This window comes from Pseudofrankia sp. DC12, assembly GCF_000966285.1.
GTDB lineage: Bacteria > Actinomycetota > Actinomycetes > Frankiales > Frankiaceae > Pseudofrankia.
Genome location: NZ_KQ031391.1, coordinates 3,975,425 through 3,998,592 on the forward strand (window position 1 = coordinate 3,975,425; position 23,168 = coordinate 3,998,592).

Annotated in this window: 21 protein-coding genes and 2 pseudogenes; 13 read left to right on the top strand and 10 right to left on the bottom strand. The window is 66.6% G+C overall.

Going from position 1 to position 23,168, the window contains the following annotated elements; all coding sequences use genetic code 11:
- Positions 1–66: 66 nt before the first annotated feature.
- Positions 67–219 (top strand): hypothetical protein, encoded by a 153-nt coding sequence (locus tag FRADC12_RS32315; RefSeq protein ID WP_198152923.1) that lies wholly within the window; start codon positions 67–69, stop codon positions 217–219.
- Positions 173–454 (top strand): annotated as a pseudogene (locus FRADC12_RS34930) (SAM-dependent methyltransferase); the annotation flags it as partial. The gene FRADC12_RS32315 and the pseudogene FRADC12_RS34930, both read left to right, overlap by 47 nt.
- Before the next feature lie 1,398 nt (positions 455–1,852).
- Here the strand turns inward: FRADC12_RS34930 and FRADC12_RS34935 are convergent.
- Together FRADC12_RS34935 and FRADC12_RS34940 are read right to left on the bottom strand one after the other, a co-directional pair.
- Positions 1,853–2,005, bottom strand: coding sequence for a hypothetical protein (locus FRADC12_RS34935; protein WP_232303832.1), 153 nt, complete (start codon positions 2,003–2,005; stop codon positions 1,853–1,855).
- A 69-nt stretch (positions 2,006–2,074) separates the two neighbouring features.
- Positions 2,075–2,326: a hypothetical protein gene (locus FRADC12_RS34940; protein ID WP_198152924.1), complete on the bottom strand. Its 252-nt coding sequence runs from the start codon at positions 2,324–2,326 to the stop codon at positions 2,075–2,077.
- Positions 2,327–2,534: 208 nt separating this feature from the next.
- Here FRADC12_RS34940 and FRADC12_RS15855 point away from each other — a divergent pair, with 208 nt between their 5' ends.
- Complete coding sequence (locus FRADC12_RS15855) at positions 2,535–3,152, top strand: TetR/AcrR family transcriptional regulator (RefSeq protein WP_045877231.1); 618 nt, start codon at positions 2,535–2,537, stop codon at positions 3,150–3,152.
- Positions 3,153–3,266: 114 nt separating this feature from the next.
- Here FRADC12_RS15855 and FRADC12_RS15860 read toward each other — a convergent pair whose 3' ends face one another.
- The 3 genes from FRADC12_RS15860 to FRADC12_RS15870 all read right to left on the bottom strand — a co-directional run bounded on the left by FRADC12_RS15860 (position 3,267) and on the right by FRADC12_RS15870 (position 7,698).
- The gene (locus FRADC12_RS15860; protein ID WP_045877232.1) at positions 3,267–4,814 is read right to left on the bottom strand and encodes a Na+/H+ antiporter; all 1,548 of its coding nucleotides are present in this window, start codon (positions 4,812–4,814) and stop codon (positions 3,267–3,269) included.
- A 632-nt stretch (positions 4,815–5,446) separates the two neighbouring features.
- A complete protein-coding gene (locus FRADC12_RS28455) occupies positions 5,447–6,916 on the bottom strand; it encodes a sensor histidine kinase (RefSeq protein WP_084010803.1) in 1,470 nt (489 codons plus the stop codon).
- Positions 6,913–7,698: a response regulator transcription factor gene (locus FRADC12_RS15870; RefSeq protein WP_045877233.1), complete on the bottom strand. Its 786-nt coding sequence runs from the start codon at positions 7,696–7,698 to the stop codon at positions 6,913–6,915. The genes FRADC12_RS28455 and FRADC12_RS15870 overlap by 4 nt, the downstream gene beginning before the upstream one ends.
- 328 nt (positions 7,699–8,026) lie before the next feature.
- Here FRADC12_RS15870 and FRADC12_RS15875 point away from each other — a divergent pair, with 328 nt between their 5' ends.
- The 7 genes and pseudogenes from FRADC12_RS15875 to FRADC12_RS33195 form a co-directional block, all read left to right on the top strand.
- Positions 8,027–9,028 (top strand): DUF3500 domain-containing protein, encoded by a 1,002-nt coding sequence (locus FRADC12_RS15875; protein WP_045877234.1) that lies wholly within the window; start codon positions 8,027–8,029, stop codon positions 9,026–9,028.
- A 137-nt stretch (positions 9,029–9,165) separates the two neighbouring features.
- A complete protein-coding gene (locus FRADC12_RS15880; RefSeq protein WP_232303833.1) occupies positions 9,166–10,413 on the top strand; it encodes a HupE/UreJ family protein in 1,248 nt (415 codons plus the stop codon).
- A 1,102-nt stretch (positions 10,414–11,515) separates the two neighbouring features.
- Positions 11,516–12,127, top strand: a complete 612-nt coding sequence (locus FRADC12_RS15885; protein WP_157488877.1) for a hypothetical protein — start codon at positions 11,516–11,518, stop codon at positions 12,125–12,127.
- A gap of 113 nt (positions 12,128–12,240) precedes the next feature.
- Entirely contained in the window at positions 12,241–12,588 is a 348-nt protein-coding gene (locus tag FRADC12_RS15890; RefSeq protein WP_157488878.1) for a hypothetical protein, read from the top strand.
- 288 nt (positions 12,589–12,876) lie between these two features.
- The gene (locus tag FRADC12_RS15895; RefSeq protein ID WP_052710942.1) at positions 12,877–14,610 is read left to right on the top strand and encodes a S8 family peptidase; all 1,734 of its coding nucleotides are present in this window, start codon (positions 12,877–12,879) and stop codon (positions 14,608–14,610) included.
- Positions 14,611–14,930: 320 nt separating this feature from the next.
- Complete coding sequence (locus FRADC12_RS32330) at positions 14,931–15,137, top strand: hypothetical protein (RefSeq protein WP_045877237.1); 207 nt, start codon at positions 14,931–14,933, stop codon at positions 15,135–15,137.
- Positions 15,138–15,432: 295 nt separating this feature from the next.
- Positions 15,433–15,672: pseudogene (locus FRADC12_RS33195) on the top strand (hypothetical protein); the annotation flags it as partial.
- Positions 15,673–16,112: 440 nt separating this feature from the next.
- On the opposite strand, the gene FRADC12_RS31380 reads toward FRADC12_RS33195, so the two are convergent.
- From FRADC12_RS31380 to FRADC12_RS15920, 3 genes are all read right to left on the bottom strand, one after another.
- Positions 16,113–16,601: a hypothetical protein gene (locus tag FRADC12_RS31380; protein WP_157488879.1), complete on the bottom strand. Its 489-nt coding sequence runs from the start codon at positions 16,599–16,601 to the stop codon at positions 16,113–16,115.
- A gap of 186 nt (positions 16,602–16,787) precedes the next feature.
- A complete protein-coding gene (locus FRADC12_RS15915) occupies positions 16,788–17,087 on the bottom strand; it encodes a ribbon-helix-helix domain-containing protein (protein ID WP_232303834.1) in 300 nt (99 codons plus the stop codon).
- A complete protein-coding gene (locus FRADC12_RS15920) occupies positions 17,084–17,326 on the bottom strand; it encodes a hypothetical protein (RefSeq protein WP_045877239.1) in 243 nt (80 codons plus the stop codon). Before FRADC12_RS15920 ends, FRADC12_RS15915 begins: the two co-directional genes overlap by 4 nt.
- Before the next feature lie 549 nt (positions 17,327–17,875).
- Here FRADC12_RS15920 and FRADC12_RS15925 point away from each other — a divergent pair.
- The 3 genes from FRADC12_RS15925 (at position 17,876) to FRADC12_RS31385 (ending at position 21,096) form a co-directional block, all read left to right on the top strand.
- Positions 17,876–18,220, top strand: a complete 345-nt coding sequence (locus tag FRADC12_RS15925) for a hypothetical protein (RefSeq protein ID WP_157488880.1) — start codon at positions 17,876–17,878, stop codon at positions 18,218–18,220.
- A gap of 287 nt (positions 18,221–18,507) precedes the next feature.
- Positions 18,508–19,686 (top strand): ISAs1 family transposase, encoded by a 1,179-nt coding sequence (locus FRADC12_RS15930; RefSeq protein WP_045876696.1) that lies wholly within the window; start codon positions 18,508–18,510, stop codon positions 19,684–19,686.
- Between the two features lie 183 nt (positions 19,687–19,869).
- Positions 19,870–21,096, top strand: a complete 1,227-nt coding sequence (locus tag FRADC12_RS31385; protein WP_157488882.1) for a hypothetical protein — start codon at positions 19,870–19,872, stop codon at positions 21,094–21,096.
- A gap of 121 nt (positions 21,097–21,217) precedes the next feature.
- Here the strand turns inward: FRADC12_RS31385 and FRADC12_RS31390 are convergent, their stop codons facing one another.
- Entirely contained in the window at positions 21,218–22,093 is an 876-nt protein-coding gene (locus FRADC12_RS31390; protein WP_157488883.1) for a hypothetical protein, read from the bottom strand.
- 30 nt (positions 22,094–22,123) lie between these two features.
- Entirely contained in the window at positions 22,124–23,122 is a 999-nt protein-coding gene (locus FRADC12_RS15940) for an IS30 family transposase (protein ID WP_045877242.1), read from the bottom strand.
- Positions 23,123–23,168: the final 46 nt, after the last annotated feature.

Sequence of the window (23,168 nt, forward strand, 5' to 3'; positions counted from 1 at the left end):
GTAGAAATGGTCCAGATCTTGCCGTGCGGTCGTCGCGGCGAGTCACGCCGCGGAGGGGGCGGAGCCGTGAGCCTGTCGGACAGCGAGCACGAGGCGGTCGAGCCTTCCCAGGTGGACGGGCTGGACGGCGCGGTCATCCCGCGGAGGGCGCGACCGACCGAGCTGCACACGGGACCGGCCCCACTCGGCGCGGATGTACGACTACTACCCGGGCGGTGAGACGAACTATCCGGCGGACCGCGAGGCCGCCGAGCAGGTTCTGGCGACGTTCCCGAGCGCGGGGATCACCGCTCGGCAGAACCGGGCGTTCCTGGGCCGCGCGACTCGCTATCTGGCGGAGGCCGGCATCGGGCAGTTTCTCGACGTCGGGGCCGGTATCCCCACCTCGCCGAACCTGCATGAGGTCGCGCAGGCGGCCACGCCGAGCGCCCGTGTGATCTATGTCGACAACGACTGTTGCAAGTCGGGTTGTACACACCGCCCATCTAGTCACGGCCGCCCCCAGCCCCCTAGGCCGCCGACGCGGCGTCGGGTGGCCCCGACTCGAACGCAGACACCTGGTAGCCCCCGCCTGCAGCCCGCTTGCTATAGCAAGCGGGCTTTTTCGGGTCGGTGCTGTCTAGGGGGCGTCGTCTGGCTTGGGTTGGGTGGCCGTCCGCCGTGGCCGGGTCTGGAGCGCATCCACGCCTCGAACGTCGACAGACGCCAGCGCGGCCGGTCGGGTACCGGCTCGTCGTCGGGCGGGGGTAGCCGGCCCTGGTGCCGGTAGGACCGGAGCGTGACGGGCTTGATGCCCGCGCGCTCGGCCATCTCGCCGGCAACCGAACAACGGGGTCGTCACCGCCGACGAGATAGCAGTGGATCTTGCTGGCCGGACGGAGCAGATCATTCCCGCGCGGAGACCGACCGAAAGATCCGGGGGCAGCGTCAGGTTCGCGCGTCATTGTGCGCCTGCCTGGACGTCGCCGCCTACTGCCAGCAGACTAACGACTCAGGAAACTAGATTCAGGACCATCGATATTCTATCGGAGTGCTGTCGGTGGGCGTTCGACCCCGAACAGTCGAATTTCAGCGTCAGTGGGCGGCCTGGTTGCAGAGAGAAGGTATACTCCGTCAACAATTTTGCATGGCGACGATCCAAGTGCGAGCGATGCGCCATTCAGCACATTCCCAACACTCAAGCGCTCATCTTCAGGAACCGCCCGGACATCGACAATCAAAGGCTCGCTCTTCGCAAGGCCTGTGATGGTCGCGAGAACCTCGCGATGTGTCGCTGCGACGGAGACTTCAGCGACCTCATTCCCGTTCGCCGCCCTCACTCACCGAGTTAACGCTGGCAGGCTCGAGGGCCAGGGCCAAGCGCGCAATCTTACGCGGTACCAGCCGGTGAAGAGCAGGGCGACGACCAGCAGGACGACCAGGGCCGCCGCGAGGAGCCGGACCACCGTAGGGCGCGCCGGGCGTCCTCCCGATCGGCCGGGAACGGGCCGGGCGATCTCGGACACGAGAGCGGCTCCCAAGGACGTATAGATTCAGCCTAGAAACCAAATTCTATCGCCGTTGTTGCGTTCTGCGGCAGTGGCGCGTGCCGACGGGCTCGGGACGCGGCCGACAGTCGAGCGACTCACCCGCCGGACTACTCGTCTGGCTATTGGAACGCCTGGAGCGACAACGGCGGCGACCTCGAGTCCGTCTTCACCAAGGACGACATGCTCACCCACGCCACGATCTACTGGGCGAACAACTCCATCGCCACATCGATGCGCTACTACGCCAACGCCAACCGACACCCCTGGACGCCCGCCCACGGCCGCACCCCGGCCGTGCAGGCCGTTGGCCTCACCTTCGTCACCTACGAGAACCCACCCGGCATCCATACCGCCGCCGAGCGCGTCCAGGCGTTCACGACCGGCCCGCAGGCCGACTGGTTCAACCACGCCAACGTCAACGCCCACGACCACGGCGGCCACTTCATCCGGTCGGCGATCAGAGTGTCCGCGGACATGGCGTCCCCTTTTTCTGTGGGCAGTGATGTTGTCGTTGGGTCAGGCGGCGAGTTCGGGGAGCGAAGGGCTCAGGCGCCGGCCAGCACCGCGTTGGCCCGGTCGAGCACGATGCCCAGGACGCGGCCCGCGGTCGCGAGGTCCTCGGCCGGCAGGTCGCCCCACAGCCTCTGGGTGATCGTGCCGATGGCGGCGCGGACCTCCGCCCACCGTGCCAGTCCCTCGTCGGTGACCTGGACGCGGTCGTCGCCGCCGTCGCGCAGGAAACCCGCGGCGGTCAGGAGCCCCGGGCGCAGACGTGGCGACTCGGGTCTCACCGGCATTCGCGACGCCGCGGACGCTAGCCGCTCAGCAAGCGCGTTACTAGTCGCTCGTAAGGTAGATCACCTGTCAAACGGCTAGGATCTTGCTTGACGAACGACAGGTCTGCTCCGCGCGCCGACGGTGCCGTGCGCCGGCCGATCGGCAAGTTGGTTCCTTGCCAACCGGCAAGCTAGGCTGTGGTCCATTGAGGACTAGCAAGGAGCGATCATGAGCCCGACCGCGCTGAAGGCACCCGCGGCAAGCGACACCCGGCAGCGCATCATCGACACGGCGGTCCGCCTGTTCACCCAGCACAGCTTCGCGGGCACATCGCTGCAGATGATCGCCGACGAGCTGGACGTCACCAAGGCGGCGCTCTACCACCACTTCCACACCCGCGAGGAGCTCCTCGCAGCGGCAGTCGAGCCGGTGCTCGGGCCGTTGCGGACCATCATCGAGACGGCCGAGGCGCAACGCACTCCCCAAGCCCGCGCGGAACACATGCTCGTTGGCTACGCCAACCTCGCGGTACGCAACCGTGCCATGCTCTCGGTGTTGGCCGCAGACCCTGGCGTTACCGATCAGATCCTCACCCGGCGTGGACTCGACGGCTTGATCGACCGTCAGCTGAATCTTCTCGCCGACGTCGACCGCGGCCCCAGCGGGCGGATCAAGGCGGCCCTCGTGCTGGCCGGAATCCCCGGCGCGGTCGCGCCGAGACTGATCGACCTCGACGACGATGTCCTACTCCAGCACGTCGTCGAAGCGGGCCGCCGCACGCTGGGACTCCGCACGCCACGGCGGTCCACCCGAAGTACGGCACCCCTCGCGACCGATCCTCGATAGAAGGTCAGGCAAATCCGCCGCAGCAGAGGGCGCGACCCTGCGAGAGGTATTGGTCCGGAATCCGCCGAATGCGGCTGCAACGCTGAGGACTGGCTGCTACCGGGCGGGGGCGGCCTACTGGTCGCCGAGCGCGGCCTCCTGCCGGTCGAGGTCGTGTTGCAGACGGCGGCGGGTCGTGTCGCTGATGAGGTTCTCGTCGTAGAGGCGGCGCAGCTCGGTGCTCTGGACTGCGATCACCTCGTGCCGTAGCCCACGGTAGGCCGCGTCCACAGTGGGGGTTTCCGGGCCGTCGGTGCTCCGGTCAAGGCGGGCGGCGAGGGCGCGCCGCACGCGGTCGATGGCCGGTTCGGGATGCGTCTCCAGGCCCGCGAGGCGCTCGACGTGGTCGAGGGCGACCAGGTTGAGCGCGTCGCTGGCCCCGTCCTCCTCGCGCGCTGTGTGCTCCGGCTCCAGAGCGAGCCCCGAGCGGGCGACCACCGGCGCGAGGGTTAGGCCCTGTCCGACCAGCGTGAGCACGACGACCGCGGTGGTGAGCACGAGCACCAGCGGACGCCCGGCCAGCACGCCACTGTTGTTTGTGGTGAGCGGGATGGACAGTGCGGCGGCCAAGGGCATCACACCGCGGGTGCCAGCCCAGGTGACCACTACGGCCATCCGCCACGAGGGCCTGCCCCGGCTCGGCTTGACCGCGCGGGTCAGCGGCAGCGTCCACACCACCCGCACCGCGAGCAGCACCGCCGCCAAGGCCAGCGCCTGTACCGGCCACCAGGCGGCGCCGTTCGGCAGGTCGCGCACGAGCGTCGGTAGCTCCAGTCCGACGATGCTGAAGATCACGCTCTCCAGGAGGAATACCAGTACCCCGTACACGGCCTGGACCTGCAGCCGGATCCGGGCGTCGCTCGGCCGGTGCCCCCCGCGGCCCAACAGCACACCGGCGACGACGACCGACGTGATACCCGATGTGTGCGCGGATTCCGCCAGCACGTAGGCCGCGTACGGCGTCACCAGCGCGATCACGGACCCCAACACCGGATCGGTGGTCCGGCGCCGGAGCAGACCAACGAGGCCCGCCACGGCCGCGCCGATCAGGGTTCCGCCACCACCGAGCAGCAGGAACTCTCCGCCCGCCGCCGGCAGGCTTGCCGAACCGCCGACGGCCACGGCTATGCCGACCGCGACCTTGAACAGCACCAGCGACGTCGCGTCGTTGAACAGGCTCTCGGCCTGAACCAGGACCTGGACCCGGCCGGGCAGGGCGAGGCGCCGGCCGAGGGCGGTCACGGCTACCGGGTCGGTGCTCGCCAGTACCGCGCCGAGCACGAACGCCATCGCGGGCGGCAGGCCGGTCACCGCGGCTGCCGCGAAGCTGACCGCCGCGGCCGAGGCGAAGACGAGGCCGAAGGCGAGAATCGTGACCGGCCGCCAGACCAGTCTCAGGTCGCGCAGCGACAGTTCCTCGGCCGAGGCGTACAGCAGCGGCGGCAGGACTACCAGCGCGATCGCCTGCGGCGGGATGTGCAGCGTCGGCGTTCCGGGAATCAACGCCACTGCGAGACCGGCCAGTACCAGAAGCGAGGGCGCCGGTATGCGCCAGCGCCGGGCGAAAGTGGCCACGACGGTGGCCAGAACGACCAGGAGCAGGATGATCCCTACGGCACGCACCGGCGAAAGTCCCCATCACGACCAGCGGGGTCACCGCCGCCCGAGCGTCGCGGTCGTCCCCCGAGCCGACCAGGCTTCCCGGCACACCGGAACGAATCCTACCGAGACAACCGGCCACGATCATCAGTGCGGGCCAGTTGCGTCCGCGGTGAGATACATGCGCGAGTCTCGCCGCCGACGTGGGTCTGGCCCAGCCGCCCCCGCCAGAGGCACGGGCGGCAGACGCAGCCGGTACGAGGACAGCCAGCGCTCCAGACCGGTTCGGCCACCGGGTTCCCTCGGCAGCGGAGAAACCGGCGACGGCGGCCCGTCACCGGGCCAGCGTTCGCTCCGGTCTGATCGGTGGCGGTGTTCCAAGGCTCGCCGCCTTGGCCGGCGCGACGGGCGGCGTTCCAGGGCGTGTCAGAGATCGGCCGTTTGCGCGTGGCCAGCCGTTTCGTCCGCGCTGACGGCTCGGACCAGATCGCGTCGGCTACGGTGGGCTCGGTGCGCCGGGAAGCCTGGTCGGCAGCGTGTGACCCGACCCCTCGGTGAGGAGCGCCGCCGTGAGCCAGACCCCGCTCGACCGGTTCGACCTGTTTGACCGCTGGTCGTGGCCTGAGACACGCTGCCACCTCACGTTACTTTTCGGGTCAGTCCCGCTTGGCCCGGTCGGGTTGGTCAGGTGTGGTGGGGAGGGCGAAGGTTACGGTTAGGCCGCCGCCCGGGGTCCGCGAGGCGGTCACGTGTCCGTTCCAGCTTTTGACGATGGTCGCCACGATGGACAGGCCGAGGCCGCTACCGCCGACCTGCCGGGATCGGGACGGGTCCTTGCGCCAGAACCTGTCGAACATGCGGGCCCGCTCGTCGGCGGCGAGCCCAGGGCCGTCATCGGCTACGGCGATGATGACGTTCGCGCCCTCGTGCCGGGCATCGATCTGGATGCGCGTTCCTGGGGGAGTGTGCGCGCGGACGTTGCCGATGAGGTTGTCCAGCACGCGATGCAGCCGAGCTGGCTCGGCCGCTACCATGCCGAGACCCGCAGAAAGTGTCAGTGTCACGGGCCAGCGTGGATCGACGGTGACCGCCGTATCAACCGCCTGTCCGATCACTGCCGCGAGGTCAGCGGTCGGGGCTTCCTGCTCAGGAGATTCTTCCGCTGCGGCGAGGGTCAGCAGGTCCTCGGCAAGGTCACGCATCCGCGAGGTCTCACGCTGGATGCCGGCCATCGAGCGGGCGAGATCTGGCGGCCGGTCCCGGGCACCGAGATCGAACAGCTGTGCGTACGCCGACACGGCGGCGATCGGCGTCCGGAGTTCGTGTGAGGCGTCAGCTATGAACCGCCGCAAGCCCTCCTGCGTGGCCTGCTCCTTCGTGAACGCGCCGTCCATGCGCTGCAGCAGCAGGTTGGTCGCGGTCGCCAGCTCGTGCACCTCGCGTGTTGTCGTGTCGACCTGGACGCGGACGGCCAGGTCGTTCGGGCTCAGCGACTCGACGGCGTCGGCCAGCCTTCGCAGCGGTGTGAGACGGCGCCGGACCACCCAGAAGGCGGCGCCGGACGCCAGCAGCAGCGCGGCCGCCGTGACGCACGCCTCGACCCCTCCCAGGCGATGCAGCAGCCGGTCGTTCTCGCTGCGGGGAAGAGCCAGGATGACGACCCGGCCGTCCTTGTCCGCCGAGACCTTCACCCGCAGCCGGGGGCCTGACGGCTCGCGGGACCGGGTGTCGAAGAACGCGGCGGGTCCGCCGGGGCCATCTGATCGGGCGACCGTCGGCAGGATGGACGGCAGACTGGCTGTGAAGGGCCGCCCGGAGGCATCGCGGCCTGCCTGGGTAAGCAGAACGGTGCCGTCAGCGCTGATGAACTGTGCGAACGGCGCGACTCGCGGGCCGAGTGGGACATCGTCGTCCCGATGGTCCGTCGCGTCCTGATTGGCAGTGCCGCTCGTGTAGTGGTTCAACACGACCGGGGTGTCGCGCAGCGCGGCATCGAGCCGATCGCGCAGGTACGCCCCGAAAGCCAGATAGGTGGCCACGCCGGACAGCCCCAGGGCCGCGAGCAGGACCGCGGCGACAACCACCGCCAGCCGCGCCTGCAGTGTTCGTGGCTGGCGAGGTCTCATGGAGCACCCGCTCGGGCGAGTGCCGCTGCTCCGTCCTGTGGGTGCAGGGCGTAGCCGACGAGGCGAACGGTTTTGATCAGGGATGGCCCGTGTTGGTCAAGCTTGCGCCGTAGGTGACCGACGTACGCCTCGACGATGTTCGGAGTCCCGCGGAAGTCCTCGTCCCAGACTGCGTCCAGGATCTGCTGTTTGGACAGCACGCGCTGCGCATTGTTGAGGAAGAACGCGAGGAGGCGAAACTCGGTTGCCGTCAGATGGACGGCCACGCCCGCACGCCAGACCTGATGACAGTCCAGGTCGAGAACGACGTCGTCGCACACCAGCCGCCGGCTTCCTGACGGGGTGGATCCGTCTCGACCTGCCTGGCCGAGCAGTTCCACGGGTGGGGAGGCCATCGACATTGCCCTGCGCCGCATGACCGCATTCGTCCGGGCCACGATCTCCGCCAGGGAGAACGGCTTGGTGATGTAGTCGTCCCCGCCGGCGCCGAGGCCCGTGACCTTGTTGGCGAGGTTGCCGCGCGCGGTCAGGAACAGCACGTGGCAGTCCTGACCGGCCGCCCGCAACTGCCGGCACACCTGAACGCCGTCGATGTCAGGGAGCATCAGGTCGAGGATGACCACGTCCGGGGGCTGTTCCCTGGCCGACTGCAGCGCCGCACGACCCGTGGCGGCTTCGCCGACGTCGAAGCCCTCGTAGCGCAGCGCAGTCGCGACGGCGTCCCGGATCGAAGGCTCGTCGTCCACGACGAGGACGCGGCCGGTGTTGGCGGGTGCGGGCACGGGCCCATTGTCGCGTGGGGCTTCGGGCGCCCGGCAGCCGGTCGGGGTGCCCGCGGGGCCCCTGTCCGTCCCCACGTTCAGCCGGCATTCAGCCGTCAGCGGGGGTTCAGAAGTGCTGCGTACGCTCCCGGAGCGGTACCCCGCCCCGAGCCCGGATGACCAGAGGAGACACATGTATCGACGCCTTGCCGTCACGTCCTGCGCTTTGATATCGGCGACTCTCGTCATTGGGGGCTGCAGTTCAGGTAGTTCCACCACTGCGTCGCCGTCAGCGAGCGCTACAACGCAGTCGAGCAGCAGCCGGAGCGCGGGCGGCGTGGGCGGAGGTATGCAGCAGGTCACGGCGGTCAACCTCAACACCAACGGAGCAAGCCCCGGCGGGGCGAACACCGCGGAAGTCGTCAAGGCGGTGAACACGTTCCTCGCCACGCTCGACGCCACCCAGCGAGGCAAGGTCGAGTACGACTTCTCAAACAACAAGGCGCGGCAGACGTGGTCGAACTTCCCCTCGACCGCCGTGCCCCGCGAGGGCATCGTCCTGTCCGACCTCAGTGCCAGCCAGCAGAAGGCCGTTGCCACAGTGCTCCAGGTGGCACTGAGCCCCAGCGGCGCCCAGGAGGACATCGACATCCAGAAGGCCGACGACTATCTGAGCAGCCTCGGGGGCCAGGGCGCGGACGGTTTTGGCAGCCTCAAGGACTACTACATCGCCGTTTACGGGCAGCCGTCGACGACGCAGCCGTTCATGGTCCAGTTCGGCGGGCATCACCTGGCCCGAAACCTCACCTACAACGGCGACAAGGTGAGCGAGACTCCGCAGTTCGTCGGATCCGAGCCGACGTCGTTCCAGTCCGGTGGCATCACGGTCGAGCCGGTGAAGGCCGAGTCGTCAGCCATGTTCGGCATGCTTGCGGCGCTCGACGACCAGCAGAAGACCGCCGCGCAGATCACGTCGGGGACATTCGACGACCTGGTCATGGGCCCTGGCAAGGACTCGGGGACCTTCCCCGCCTCCGAGGGGCTGTTGGTGTCACAGTTGAGCGCCGACCAGCAGAAGCTGGTCATCGCGGCGATCCAGGCGTACGTCGGCGACCTCAACGCCCCGGCCGCCACCAAGCTGATGGCCAAGTACGAGTCCGAGTTGGGCCAGACTCGCATCGGCTGGTCCAGCAACACCAGCCCGAGCGGTGAGAACAGCTATATCCGCATCGACGGCCCCAGCGTGTGGATCGAGTTCATCAACACCCGCAGCCAGAGCACGCCCGACATCCACTTCCACACGGTCTACCGGGACAAGACCAACGACTACGGCAGCAGCAAGCCGAGCTGACCGTGGATCTCGTAGCTGTGCCCCGACCTGCGCGCGGCAACCGCCGCAATTCCCGGCCCGGCCCGCTCCGAACGTGGGCGGCCCGAGCCGGGATGCTGCTCGCGTGTCTCGCAGCCATGTGGGCAACGGCGACGGTCATGGCACCAACGCGCGCGGACGCGCACCCGCTCAGCACCACGGCGATTCTGCTTGACGCCGCACCGGGCCGGGTGACCGGCGAGGTCGAGTTGCCCATCGACCGGCTCGCCATCGCTCTCGACCAGCCCCTCACTGCGGCGGCCGTCGTCCAACCGGCCAAGCTCGAGGAACTCCGCCGCTACCTGCTCAGCCACACCTCCGCGGCCGACCAGAACGGCGCCCGGTGGAGCGTCACAGCCAGCGGCGGCCGCGTGGAGAACATCGACGGCGTCGACCACCTCGTCTTCGACCTCGTCCTGGCGCCGCCCGACGGCACGGTGCACGACTTCAAGCTCACCTACGACGCGATCGTGCACCACTTGCTGTCACACCAGGTCGTCGTCCTGGTGCGCCCGCGCGGCTCCGGCAGCTACACCACCGTAGGAGTGCTCGACTGGCAGCAACACACCATCGCCGTACCAGCCGCCGGCGCGACTACCGAGCAGGGTTTCGCGACCGCCGTACACCTGGGCATCCGGCACATCGCCGAAGGCGCCGACCACATCCTTTTCCTGGTCATGCTCCTGCTGCCGGCACCGCTCCTCGTCCGCCGCGGCCGATGGGTCCGCGCCGACAACCTGCGCCGCAGCTGCTGGCGTGTCATGCACGTCGTCACTGCCTTCGCCGTCGGGCACTCCATCACCCTCGCCCTCGCGGCCCTCGGCTACATCAGCGCTCCCGCGCGCGTGGTGGAAAGTCTGATCGCCTTGTCCATCCTGGTCTCCGGCATCCATGCCGTCCGGCCGCTCGTCCCCGGTGGCGAGGCGTGGATCGCCGCCGGGTTCGGGCTCATGCACGGCCTCGCCTTCGCCGCACTACTCGGCGGCCTCGACCTCGGCCACGGATCCCTGGTCGTCGAGCTGCTGGGATTCAACCTCGGCATCGAACTGACCCAGCTCATGGTGGTCGCCCTGCTCATGCCGTCACTGATGGTCCTGAGCCGTACCCACATCTACCCGGCGGCACGCCTCATCACCGCCGGCATCGGAATCGTGCTGGCCGCGGCATGGCTCGCCGAACGCAGCGCCCTGATCCCGAGCAACCCGCTCAACCACGTCTCCGATGCGCTCATCGCGCATCCATTCGTCGTCGCTGGAACCGTCGCGGTCACCGCGGCGGTCAGCTGGGCGATACCTGGCCTGCGAGTAGGTCGTGCGGCGGAAAGCCCTCGGTCCGTCCGAGGCGTAACGGGCTCGCTCGATCGGTGACGCGCAGCTCGATGTCGACGAGCCCGTCGCAAGGCGGAAAAATTCGGGCGAATCGGCAACCATTGGCGATCGCGGATCGACCTCGGTGCCGTCCGGCAGCGTCCAATAGCACTCGACTCCGCCATCGCCACCGGCTCCGTGCAGCGTCCTGTCATCGGCGAGTCCGGCCGCTTAGGCATTCAGGAACGTCAGCGCAGTTTATGCAAGGTGAACCTCGTCGGCGCCGGGTACCCGGCGGTCTCCTCGGCCTTCACGGTCACCTTGAGTGGCTCACGCCTCGGCCTTCGGCCCTCCCTCGGCGCGCCAGCGCGGGGCGCGTTCCAGCCCCTACGCGGTCACCCAATCCTCACCTCAGCGGCCCAAAGCGTCTGGCACGGTACACGCCGCGGTGTCATCCCGCCTTGTCTCCCCGCGCGCAATCGTTCGTCTTTTCCTGTTCTCGGCACATTTCGGGCTCTTCGCACTTCGCCGGAGGCCGTGTTCGATCGACGACCCGGAGTCACGGTTGCCGCTGACGCCACGTAGCTGGGAGCCGGCCGGCGGCCTCACGGCTTGAGCACCAGCAGCGTCCTGACCTGGTCCTCCGTTTCGAGCGCCGCGTCGGCTGCGTCCTCGAACCCCTCGGATGGGCAGCGGATAGTTACCTCGCATCGACCCGTCCCGTAGCCGGACGGTTACAGGTTCCGGTCAAGCGCGAAGAGCCACATTTCGCGCGTACTGGCGCGGTATGGATCCGAAATGAAACAAACTTGCGCATCGTGGGCCTTCTTCGGGCCTACGACCTGCGAAGATGGCCCCGCGCATGCATTTGTTGTTCCATTACGACTCCTATGCGGGGCCGGAAGGTCCTGCGGTCCTCGGGTATAGGTGCCCGCCTGGGCAGGGGCGCGTCGAGTCGCGGTTGAGGAGCCCGTGGCCTGACCGTAGAGTTCCAGCGCGCCGAGCGATTTCGCAGGCCACCGTCGAGGATCTCGTTCTTCATCGCTGAATCAGGAGGACTGGTGTGTCCGTCTCCGCCATTCTACCCGAAATGACCGCGTCAATACCCTACCAGGCGCTTTCCGTGGCGCCGCCCGTGATCAACGGGTACGGGGCTGGAATCATGCCTTTCGGTCCGCAGCAGCTCGCCCCTGGGGGAATTCTTGGCGGTCTACCGGGGGGCATCGCACCGAACGCGTTCGGTCCCGGAGCCGGAGCTTTTGTTCCATTCTCCGTCCAGCAGGCCGTTGCCCAGCAGCAGCTCCAGCAGGCCGCGCTGGCGAACGAGATCGCCCGTGTCGCCACGCAGCAGCAGCAGCCGTTCGGTCACCTCGGGTCGTTCGGCCACCAGCCGCAGCCCCAGCAGGCCGCGTTTGCTGGTCTGATGACCCAGCCGTGGCTACACCATGCTGTTGCCCAGCAGCAGCTCCAGCAGGCCGCGCTGGCGAACGAGATCGCCCGTGTCGCGACGCAGCAGCAGCTCGCGCAGCAGCTGCAGCCGTTCGGTCACCTCGGGTCGGTGCTCGGTTACCAGCCGCAGCTCCAGCAGGCCGCGCTGGCGAACGAGATCGCCAGGTGCGCTGCTCAGCAGCAGCTCCAGCAGGCCGCGATCGCGGGCGACATCGCCCGGGTCGCCGCCCAGCAGTTGCAGCTGCACCGCCAGGCGGCGTTCGTCGGCGACGCCGTCAACCGCCTCCAGGGAGTGGTTCCGCCTGGGTGGTCGGCCGTCGCCTGACGGTCGCCTCACCGCGACGGCGGCCGTCTCAGTAGGTTTCTCGGCCGCCGTCGCCCCGGCAGGAGAAGGCACGACTCAGTACCCGACGCTGACCGCTTCGAATGGAATCTACTATGTCAACGGTAGGTAGTCTGCCGTATCTCGGCACGACGGCGAACGGGTCGTCCTCCCGGCAGTGGTCACAGCAGCCAGGCGCACTGTTCGCTGGGATCGCCGGCCCGGCGGCGCCCGCGCAGGACACGTACCGCGCCCATGCCGCGCTGTTCCTGCAGCGAATCCACATCTGGCTGGAGCGAATGACGCCGAGTATCCCGCAGGTCGCGCAGTTCATCCCTCCGACCGTGGTCGCCGTGGAGCTCTACCGGGCACGGCGTACTCAGGAGTCCCTGGCACACGCATCTTCGATCGCGATGTCGCTCCAGCAGGTAATAGCCATGAACCCCGCGCTGCCGCCGCTGTGACGTGAAGTCCGAACCGGTCGCGTGAAGAGCCGGCGGCTCCTGATTTCGGGTCTCCCGCTGTCCGGACGACTGGCGCCGGTTTCCTGACGACAAGGACGCGACTCCCCGACTGGTCCCGCTGCCGCTTGGTTCGAGACCCATCACCGACCACAGCAGTCGCACCTCCCGCACCATTCACTCCTTACTACCGCGTGACCGGCACGAGCCCGCAATCGCGACAGACCGGGCCGTCGTCTGACGATTCACCCCGACTTTCTGAGCCTCTCGGTAGGAGCGCTGACAGCACAGATGGAGAAGAAGAACCCGAAAGAGGAAGCATCGGCCCCGAGGTCGCCGCGCGAAGTCGGGCGCCGCAACGGCCGGTACCTCGTCGGCGCGGCGCCCCAGGAGCTGCTGCCGGCGGGGGTGAGCGTGGCCGATCCCAACGTGCTCTTCGAGCGGCTTGGGGCGCTGCCGGACATCACGTTCCACCGGGAGCTGAAAATGTCCGCCAGCCTCCCGGTCCGTCCGTTCGCGACTGGCGCCACCCAGCCGTCCAAGATCGCGATCTTCGAGATGCCTGTGGAACGGGCCGCCGCGCTGTGTCAGGCCCCCGAATTGCTGATCGAACCAGACCGGAGGCTGAACCTCTGCGACGCCGCCGCGACGGCGACTCGCATCCTGCCCGGCCCGGGGACAGTCGTCTCCCTCGGCGCGGAGACGAAACTGTCGTTCAAGGTCCAGGGCCGGGACGGCAAGAGCGCACCCGGGGCGAGCGTGCTGGTCCAGGGCCGGAACTTCCCGGTCCAGGGGATCACTGGCCAGGACGGCAAGGTTTCGGTGACACTGATCGCCGATACTCCCGACACCGTCCAGAACGTCTACGTCCGGCCGGCGTCGGGCTACTGGGAGCGCTCGATCGACCGTCCGCGGTTGTCGTCCAGCGGGGACAACCTGATCGTCCTGGAGCCGCTGAGCCGCCTGCTGCCCGACTTCCCGGCCCGGCAGCAGTTCAGCTGGGGCCAGCGGGCCCTAGGGATCGACCGCATTCCGCCGACCTACCGCGGCGACGGCGTCAGGATCGCCATCATCGACTCTGGCGTCGACGTCGACCACCCCGATCTGAGCGGCCGGATCACCAACGGGCTCGACCTGGTCGACCGGGAGGGCAAGCGGTGGGGCAGCGACGAGGTCGGGCACGGCTCGCACTGCGCGGGCATCATCGCTGGGGCCGACAATGGACGCGGCATTATCGGCACCGCTCCAGGCGCGGAGGTCCACGTCTGCAAGATTTTCCCGGGCGGTCGGTTCAGTGATCTCATCGAGGCGCTCGACTACTGCATCGCCCAGAAGGTCGACGTCGTGAACATCAGCCTCGGTGCCGACGCCGGATCGATCTTCGTAACCCGCAAGATCGAGGAGGCCAGGCAGAGTGGGGTCGCGTGCATCGTGGCCGCGGGCAACGCCGCAGACCAGCCGGTCCTGTTCCCGGGCTCGCTGCCGACGGTTTTCACGGTGTCCGCCATGGGCCGGGTCGACACCTTCCCGGCCGAAAGCAACCATGCCCGGCAGGTTCTCGGCCAGCCCACCCAGGACGGCTACTTCACCGCGAAGTTCGCCAGCGTCGGGCCGGACATCGACGCCGTCGCCCCAGGCGTCGCGATTGTGTCGTCCGTGCCCGGCGGGGACTACGCGTCCCTGGACGGAACGTCGGTGGCCGCCGCCCATGTCACCGGCCTCGCCGCGCTCGTCCTGGCCCACCGGGCGGACTTCCGGCAGCAGTTCGTGAGCCCGGCAGACCGGGTGCAGCGGCTGTTCGACGTCCTGGCGGCCAGCTGCCGGCCGTTGCCCGAGTTCGGGCCCGGCCGGGCCGGCGCTGGTCTGCCCGACGCGGCCCAGGCACTCGGCCTCGCGGTCGCGCCCGTCCCCATACCTGGACCAGCCGCTCCCGCGGCGCGGGCGATGACCGAGGTACAGGTGCTGCTGGGCACCCTGCGGGTCTCGATGGAGCGCGCCGGCCTGACAGCCGGGTCGGTCGTCTAACCGCAAGGCCGTGTGGATAGGGCTTGCAGAGTATTGACACGCGTCTTTGATCTCTGTCGGCTGGTTGATCCTGGCCGCCTCCGTCAACGCGTGGAGGTCCTCCAGGCTCGTTGGCCGCTCGCCGCTCGCCGCTCGCCGCTCGCCGGTCGCCGGTCGCGTGATCGTGTGGCCGGCGGCGGCGAGGAGCTGGCGGATGTCGCGGATCCGCCTGTTGATCGTCGTCAGCGTGACCGTGAAGAGCGTCGCGATGGCGGCCTGGGGCAGGCGGATCCGGTGGTGCGGGACCGTGGCCAGGAGCCGGTCGTCGAGGGTGAGCAGCGGTGGGCGGCCGGTGGTGGGCCCGCCAACGATGCGGGGCCTCCCGCCGCGCCGCTGTCGAGCTGGCCCTCACGCTGGGTGGTATGCGCCGCAGCCAGCTCACGGACCAGGGCGTCGAACGCGGCCAGCCCGCCCACCTCCTCCGGCCCACCCCGCTGCAGCAGCGCGTCCTGGACCTCCTGGGAGTCGACCCGACCCACCCGCCCTGATCACAAACCGGGCCGGTCACCCCACGAAAACCGGACCTGCGGAAGACAGGGACTACCGCCCGACCGCGGCCGAGCTGGCCAGGGCGCGCGCCGAAGTGGCCCGATACCCGCTCGACGCCCGGTATTCCTACGCCTGCGGCGCTCTGCGGTTCGTCGCGGAGGAACTCGTCATCGCGAACCAGGTCGCAACTTTTTTTTGCAAAGTCGACCTGTCGATGTCGAGGCCACCGCCATGCCGTCCGATCAGCGGGCGGTATCCACACAGGCCCGTCGGAACGGGCGGGCGAAAGCCCCGACTGCAGGCGGGACGCCGGCTCAGATGGAGCCGGGTGCTCGGGAGCAGGATCTCCTGCACCGCGCCCGTGCGGAGGATGTCCTGCACTGGCAGCAGCACCGGCGCCCTATCTCGGCCGCGACGCTGCGTGATCGACTCCACGTCAGCGCCGGCACCGCTCGGACCCCGGTTGGCCAGCTCCGAAGTGACACCCACACCAAGATCGGAGAAACGGCCATGCCGCCCGGCGACACCGGCTGAGATCCGAGGTCGGCCTGTTTGACCTGAGAGAGCCGGGCGGGGCAAGGAGACTGATCCGGTCCGGATATGCCAGAGCCCCGCGCCACCCGTCGGCGGCTGCGGGGCCCTGACCTGCCTCAACCAGGCGTGCACTCCCGGGGAGTCGAACCCCAGACGGCCGATCCACATGGTCGAGATCTTGCTGTGGATGTCCTGTAGATCCATCGAGTGCTGTGCTGCGGGACCGAATTTACCAGAGCCGGTTGTCGCGATCGCCGGCTCCGACGCCGCCATCCACCTCTGGCGCCTCACCACAGACCAGTAGCCAGAACCAGGCGATCTCCAGCCGGCGGCAGTACCCGTCAGGCTCAGATCGACGACCGCCGTGACGATAGCTGCCGAGACGACGATCGGGCCCCGCCGGGTGGCGCCGCGCCTGGTAGTGGTTTTGGCAGATCCGGTCAGCCGGCAGAGTCGGTCTGGCGGGCGCTGACCTCGGTCAGCGGCCCTTCGGTGTCGAGGAGGTCCGGCCAGAACCGCACGCCGTCGACAAGCTGGTCGACCGCGAAGCGACAGTCCGACAATCGCGAGGAGTAGCGATCGAATCCGATCTGAGCGGTGTCCATGGTGAGATCACCGCCTTGGCGGCGGACCTTGGCCTTGCGGTCCTGCCCGGCAGTGTGACCCCCGGTACCGAGGGGCCGGAGCTCGAGCTCGACCCGGAGTTCACGACTGCGGCGGATTTCCTCCGCGTGGCACACCAGGCCGGGACCCGTCTCGTCTACTGCGGGACCACGACGTTCAGCCTCCAGGCCTTCACCGAGGCTCGCCCCACCGACGTGGACTCGGAGGGGCAGACTGCGCGCCGGCGCCTGATACGAACAGCCAAACCCCATAACGGTGAGATCGTCAACGTGGAATGCGCCTTCCCCTATGAGGGCGTGCTGCACCGCTGGGAGCTTCCGCGGCCTGGCATACCCGCCTGGAGGGCCAGGCCGAGGAACTCCGGGGGACGACGGCGCCGTCCTCAGGTTCGCCCAGGACGATCGAGCGGGCCGCGTGACACCGCTCGCGTCCGCCGGCTCGGCTGTCAACTTGGCTGTCACTCGGAAGGCCGAGCGGGCGCCGCGCCGACATCAGGCGACGTCGAGCCACGCGCGGAGGGCCTGGCGGATCACGTCGCTGGCGTTGGTGTGGTCGGCGCGTGCGCGGGCAGTGAGGGCTTCGCGTAGCTCTGGCTCGAGTCTGACGGGGACGACTTCACCGGGCGCGGAGCCAAGCGGTCGTCTACCGCCACGTCGGCGTAGAGCGGCGACGTCGTAGCCGGTTTCAGCCTCACCGGCAAGTTCGTCGATCATCTCGGTGGTTACGGGTACGCCGCGAGTGGTGCGGCGCTCCTCCTTCTCGGGGGTCATCGTCATGTTCTCCTTGGTCACGGCAGGAGATCCCGGTACTTGGGACGCATCCGCATCGCGTGGATAATGAGTTCCGTGCCGTCGTCGAGGAGCAGGACGACGATCTCCAGCAGGTTGCCGGCCCTGGCTGGGCCGAGCCTCAACTCGCGCCAAGGCGGTCCGTCGTCGTCCAACGAGTAGGCGACGAGGTAGCGCTCGGTGGCGTGGCGGATGTCTCCGTCGGCCACGCCATGCTTGCGGGCTGACCGGTGGATCTCCACCCGGCAATCGTAATACGAAACTGGTGGCCTGTCGCCCGGCGGAGGCCCCGGGCATACCCGGCGAGCCAACGCACACAGAATGCGTTACATGCCGTGACGATGCGTGGGCGATGCGGACCGCGAGATGCTGGTCGTTCCCAAATGCAGCACTAACCCCGGAAAGTCCAGAGCCCCGCGCCACCCGTTGGCTGCTGCGGGGCTCTGACCTGCCTCAACCAGCGTGCCCCTCGCGGAGCGGCTTACAAACCAGACGTTCCGGACAGATCTAGATCAATTGTACAAGAAGTCACTGAATGTGAACATGGATGCACGGGACGCTAGCGCCTCCAGTGCTCCGCAGACGTGCCGCTGTGGCTGTGGCGAGGCTGTAGCGCCATGGCGGCATTTTGTGAGTCAGGCGCACCAGGTTACTTGGCTGCGAACGCAACGGTATTTTGGCAAGAACGACACGCTTCGCAGGCTTGAAAAGGCCACCGGCGATGAGTTCAATGGCGAAGTCCGAGTTTAGAAAAATGGCTACCGCAAGCCAAAATACGAGAATTACAAGGCTTGGCGGCGGCACGGCCCGCGCTCAATACTATTGGCATGGAAGCAAAACGCCGACCGCTCAGCCGTGAAGCAAAACGCTGGCCTCAGCATGGCCGTGACGGGGTGTACGCCTTCGACGTACCGCACTGGCTGATCGGCTGGGGCCATACCCAGCTAGCGGTGATCTGGCATGAGGGCGGCTGGCGGTTGAAAGACACACAGCGGGCAGCGCTAGGTGAGCTACACACCATCCTGAAGGATCTCCACATGGAACTCTGCGACGGTAGCAAGGAGAACTGCCCGGCGTGGGTGGGCTACGAGGATGAGGGTGAGGAGCCAGGGCCAAGGGAAGATCACTCCAGGTAGCGAACTATCGCTCTGAGTAATCGTCACGATCGAGCTCTCGGTCCAGGTTTCGACGGGTCTCGCGGGTGCAGTTCCTTCCGGCCGGAATCTCGCCGCCCGCGCTTCCGAGCTATCGGAAATGACGCCATCGGCAGCTACGAATGCCTACCCGAAAATCCGCCGCTGTGCGCCCAGTCGCCATGGCCGTTGAATTGACGAAAACAAGAGCCGCCGTTGCGAAACGACGGCCTCCTGATCGGGACAATGAGAGTGCGAATAAACAATTCCCCGAGACAGAAGGCCGCCAAGTGTCATCATGCCAGACCGGCGCCGCTTTGTCGAGCGGCCTTGACAACGCCGGCAAAGAAAAAATCGGTCGACTTCTTGCCATGCTGCGTCTTGTGAAGGATTTCCGCGACGCCCGGGGCCGGGTTTACGACCTCGAGTTCGTGCTTGCCACGGCGACCGTCGCGACGCTCGCTGGCGCCACGTGTTACCGCGAGATCGGAAGCGAGGCGGCCGACCTCTCCCAAGGGCTCCTCGCCGCACTCGGCGCGCCCTACGGCTATTTTCGGGGCTGCTACACCGTTCCCTGCGAATCCACCATCCGCGAGACCCTCAAAGGAGTCAACTCGCATGTGCTGGACCTGGTCGTCGGCACCTGGCTGCACGAACAAGCGACCCGCGATCACAACGGCGATCTGGTGATCGCCCTGGACGGTAAGGTCTTGCGCGGCGCTTGGAGCACGGAGAACCAGCAGTTCACGCTGTTCTCTGCCATGACTCACAACCAGGGGGTCGTCATCGCCCAGACCAAGGTCCCCGCGGATACCAACGAGATCACCCAGGTCGCGAACCTACTCAAAAACATCAAACACGAGCGCGGCCGAACCGTCATCACCGCAGACGCCGCGCACACGCAGGTCAAAACCGCGATCCTACTCTGGAAAAAACGAATCGACTACGTGTTCACTGTCAAGGGGAACCAGCCGAAGCTCTTCCAGCAAATCTTCGATCGCCTCCTGCCGGTTATTCAGAAAACACCGGGGCATGAGGTCGAGGAATGCTCCCGCGGAAGTATCAAGCGCTGGACGACTTGGACGCGACCCGTGGATGACATCCGTTTCCCACGGGCCCGAACAATAGCCGTCATCTGCCGCGAAGAATTCGATCTCACCGGCGCCCGTCTCAGCAAGGAATACGCCTTCATTGTCACCAGCCTGCGCGGTGAGCGCGCCGCTCCGGACGCTATCCACACCCACGTCCGAATGCACTGGGGCATAGAGAACCGTGTCCATTACGTCCGCGACACCACCTGGCGGGAAGATGCCTGCCAAGCCCACCAAGAAAACGGCCCGCACAATCTCGCGATCCTCCGCAATCTCGCGCTCGGCCTACTACGCCTCCACGGCGTCACCAAGATCAAGGAAACTGTGCAGGAGATTGGCCGCGACCGTAATAGAGCCGTCCAGTACCTCGCTACCTAGCGTAGCCGATCAACACGCAGTGCGATCTTCGCGAGGCCCTGGTGAGGAGCCGACTCCTCCGTCAGAAGCAAACTGGCCGGATAATGACACCGAGGATGCTCCAGACTGGACGCAGTTGTAAGAGTGCGGCCCAGGATGGTCCTGCTTGCCTAGATCATGATGGAGAGGCGTATGATCCCGATCATGCGTGAGGTATTCATCAAGGTAGAGCCTGCGGCGGCCATGAGCGAGGACGCAGCCAACGCACTATTCATGGCCTGGGTTTGGTATTTTCTGCATAGCCGCTTCGAGTGGCAGCAGCGTAATGGCCTCGATGTGCGATCCGGCAAGCGAACGGCACTCCTCGGAGTGTCTACGGGAAATCACTTGACGCTCGTAGAAGAGCCGAGCGGATGGTGCGTAGCTTCCTCAGCCGGTATTGATCTGCACGTCGCGCACGGAATTATGCGTGAGGCCGCTGAGAAGGTGTCGCATGAAGACTTTGGCGGTACGGTTGTCTATCGGACGGAGATGAAGACTCGCCCATGGCTAGTCGGTGAGCCCAGTGCGATGCTGAATTTTATACGCCTGATGGGCGATCAGGTTCACATACTGGGTCCCCGCTGGCTCTCAGACGCCGTACTACTTGATTTCGCCGATGACCCCGATCATTCTACTGGAAATCTTTTCATCCCCCCATCAGTTATTACGGCGACATTCTTCATTCCCGGACCCTGCGAGTCGGATATGTCTTTGGGACTCGTGCGGAGCGTAGCTGAAGCAACAGCTGCCATTTGCGCCTTGGCGTGTGGCAGGATCGTCGACTGTGTTCCGCCACGTTTCCCGGTCCCGCCCGAGGTGGCGACGGCCGCGTTAGCGCGACGCTCGAGCACGCAGGCACTTGGCCTAGCGCGCAACTACGTTTCGCTTGACATCTTTCAAGAGTTGCATCAGCGAGGCGGACCGGACAGTGTCGTGCGCGCTCGCAACGCCGCTTTCTCGTACCACGCCGCGCTGAAGCAAGACTCGGTCGAGGCAGCAATGGTGTTCTTTGTGACGGCCCTGGAGGCGTTGTTCGTGCCTCGGCAAAACTGGCGGAAAGAGAAAGTGACACAGCGGTTTATCGGTGGGATGCAGATGCTTTGCCTTGACGCCGTAGACGAGCTGCTCGCAAGCCCTAACGCGGAGTATGCCTTCAACTTCAGGAGGCGAGGCGAGGTAAGAAGACAGCGAAGAGAAATTCTTGAACTGATTTACGACCTGCGTTCTTCGCCGGTCCACCAGGGAATCGGGCCACCCGGTTTTGACTTCATGGATGTGACAGCGCCCGAGAGTACTAGGGCCGCGCTAATGTCGAAGCTGGCGCAGGCTGCAATTTTGAACTTCATCAGTGTGCCGCGTTCATTTCTAATCGGCCATCCGATGTTTTGATGCCGCGCAGTCGGGCTCCGCCGAGGAGAGTTGAAGTCTCATGGGGCGGAGGTTCCCACGGCGGCGTAGCGGTCATACCTTGAGCCCGGGGCGGCATCGGTGCCTAATTGGTCCCGACTCCTCAACGCCCGAACTGGCTGAACTTCTGCCGGAGACGTTGCATCTCGGCGGAGAATGTAGCGGCGGCGTCCTCGTCGGCGGTAAGCCTGAGCGTCAGGTCCATTTGAAGCGGCTCAGATCTAGGCCGGGAGAGCAGTTCCGGCAGCCGTTCAAGTTGAACAACCGCGTTGTCAACGAAATTGCGTATGTCGGTGGCTGGTCTCTCGACGAGAACTGCAGCGAGAGCGAATGCTCTACTCATTTCCTCTGGCACGGCGATGCCGCGGAGTCCCGCCGCCCAGTCGAGGAGTTCCTCGTAGCTCGTGAGTATCCTCTTGGCCAGGTGGCCAATGAGAAGTGGATTGCCGGGCTCTCCAGGCGGCCCGAAGGCTTCTGCCTGACCGTCATCATTCATGTTGGCGGTGACGGAGGCTGTGATAGCTCGCACGTCTATAAAGGTGCCCACGAGATATGACATGGCTGAGTGCACATCATTGAAATATCTCCCTGTCCGGGGTGCGTAGCCGTTTTTGTAATCCCTCCACTTCGGATCGAGCTGTGCTTTTCCTTGACGCAGGTGCCCGGCGAATAGGAGGTATTCCCAGTATGGAGGTCGCTGCTCGGCAATATCTTTAAGCTCTTGTTCATCGCGTGGCACCCACGTGATTGGAACTCGCGTGCTCTCAGCGTCTTTGGACTCTAGTTTGGCGATAATGATCGCTAGCTGTTCCATTACCCCGTTGACTTCGAGATTGGGGAAGAGGGCCTGCGCGCTCTTTACTCGCTGTAGAACCTCGGCAAGATAATCGGGCCCCTGCCAGCTCACATCTATATTGGCTTTTGCGCCAGCCAGGATTACCTCTTTCCCCACACCCTCGGGAACCGGGTAATTGGACAAGAAGGTCCAAGCCTCGGCGGAATCAAGCGGTCATGGCGACACATGACTTTCCAGCAGCTCGGTAAAGACCTCGAGCGGCGTCGCCCATTTGAGCGTCTGCCGTGGCCGCCCATTCAGCTGCGTGGCCACCATATCAAGTTCTTCCTGCGTGTGCAAGGACAGGTCGGTGCCCTTCGGGAAGTACTGGCGCAGCAACCCGTTGGTGTTCTCGTTCGAGCCGCGCTGCCACGGTGAGTGCGGGTCGCAGAAATACACGGGAATACCGGTGCGGACGGTGAAATCGGCGTGCCGGGCCATCTCCTTTCCCTGGTCCCAGGTCACCGAGTTCCGCATGAACTCGGGCAGGGTCTCCATCTTCTTGCCCAGCAGGTAGGCGACCTTGTCGGCGTTACGGTCGTACGGTATTCGCGCCAACATCACGAACCGGGTCGTGCGCTCGACCAGCGTGGCGATCTGCGACTTGTTGCCCTTCCCGATGATCAGGTCGCCCTCCCAGAAACCGGGGACGGCGCGGTCCTCGGCCTCCTTCGGCCGCTCGCTGATGTTGACCATGCCGACGATCCCGCCCCTGGTCAGGGTGCTGCGCGACCGGTTGACCCGCCTGGCCCGGCCCTTACGCAGCGCGATCTTCAGTTCCGTCCGCAGCTCGCCGCGCGCCTGGAGGTAGAGGCACTCGTAGATTGTTTCGTGGCTCACGCGCATGCTCTCGTCGTCGGGAAAGTCCGTGCGCAGTCTCTCGCTGATCTGCTTCGGCGACCACTTCTCGACCAGGCCGGTGTTCACCGCGTCGTGCAGCTCCTTCGACGCGACGAGTTTCCGTTCCTTCGGGCGGGCGCACATCAGATCACACCGTGCCTGCGCATCCACCGCCCGATACGCCGCGGCACCGCCGTTACGCTCGATCTCCCGGGAGATCCCCGAATGATGACGACCGAGCACAGCGGCGATATACCGAGCCGAACGCTCCTGACTCAACTCCCGCGAGATGACCTCGCGGTCCTCCACCGTCAACCGCTCCCGTACGCCCATCCACCATCCAGCCCCTCGACACCATCGCGATCATCCTATCGGGGCG

Excerpts from the sequence above, each read along its gene's own strand:
- FRADC12_RS34935 (WP_232303832.1), bottom strand. The coding sequence starts at position 2,005 with ATGTCCGCGGACACTCTGATCGCCGACCGGATGAAGTGGCCGCCGTGG.
- FRADC12_RS34940 (WP_198152924.1), bottom strand. The coding sequence starts at position 2,326 with ATGCCGGTGAGACCCGAGTCGCCACGTCTGCGCCCGGGGCTCCTGACC.
- FRADC12_RS15855 (WP_045877231.1), top strand. The coding sequence starts at position 2,535 with ATGAGCCCGACCGCGCTGAAGGCACCCGCGGCAAGCGACACCCGGCAG.
- FRADC12_RS28455 (WP_084010803.1), bottom strand. The coding sequence starts at position 6,916 with ATGAGACCTCGCCAGCCACGAACACTGCAGGCGCGGCTGGCGGTGGTT.
- FRADC12_RS15875 (WP_045877234.1), top strand. The coding sequence starts at position 8,027 with ATGCAGCAGGTCACGGCGGTCAACCTCAACACCAACGGAGCAAGCCCC.
- FRADC12_RS15880 (WP_232303833.1), top strand. The coding sequence starts at position 9,166 with ATGGCACCAACGCGCGCGGACGCGCACCCGCTCAGCACCACGGCGATT.
- FRADC12_RS15885 (WP_157488877.1), top strand. The coding sequence starts at position 11,516 with ATGCCTTTCGGTCCGCAGCAGCTCGCCCCTGGGGGAATTCTTGGCGGT.
- FRADC12_RS15890 (WP_157488878.1), top strand. The coding sequence starts at position 12,241 with ATGTCAACGGTAGGTAGTCTGCCGTATCTCGGCACGACGGCGAACGGG.
- FRADC12_RS15895 (WP_052710942.1), top strand. The coding sequence starts at position 12,877 with ATGGAGAAGAAGAACCCGAAAGAGGAAGCATCGGCCCCGAGGTCGCCG.
- FRADC12_RS31385 (WP_157488882.1), top strand. The coding sequence starts at position 19,870 with ATGCGTGAGGTATTCATCAAGGTAGAGCCTGCGGCGGCCATGAGCGAG.
- FRADC12_RS15940 (WP_045877242.1), bottom strand. The coding sequence starts at position 23,122 with ATGGGCGTACGGGAGCGGTTGACGGTGGAGGACCGCGAGGTCATCTCG.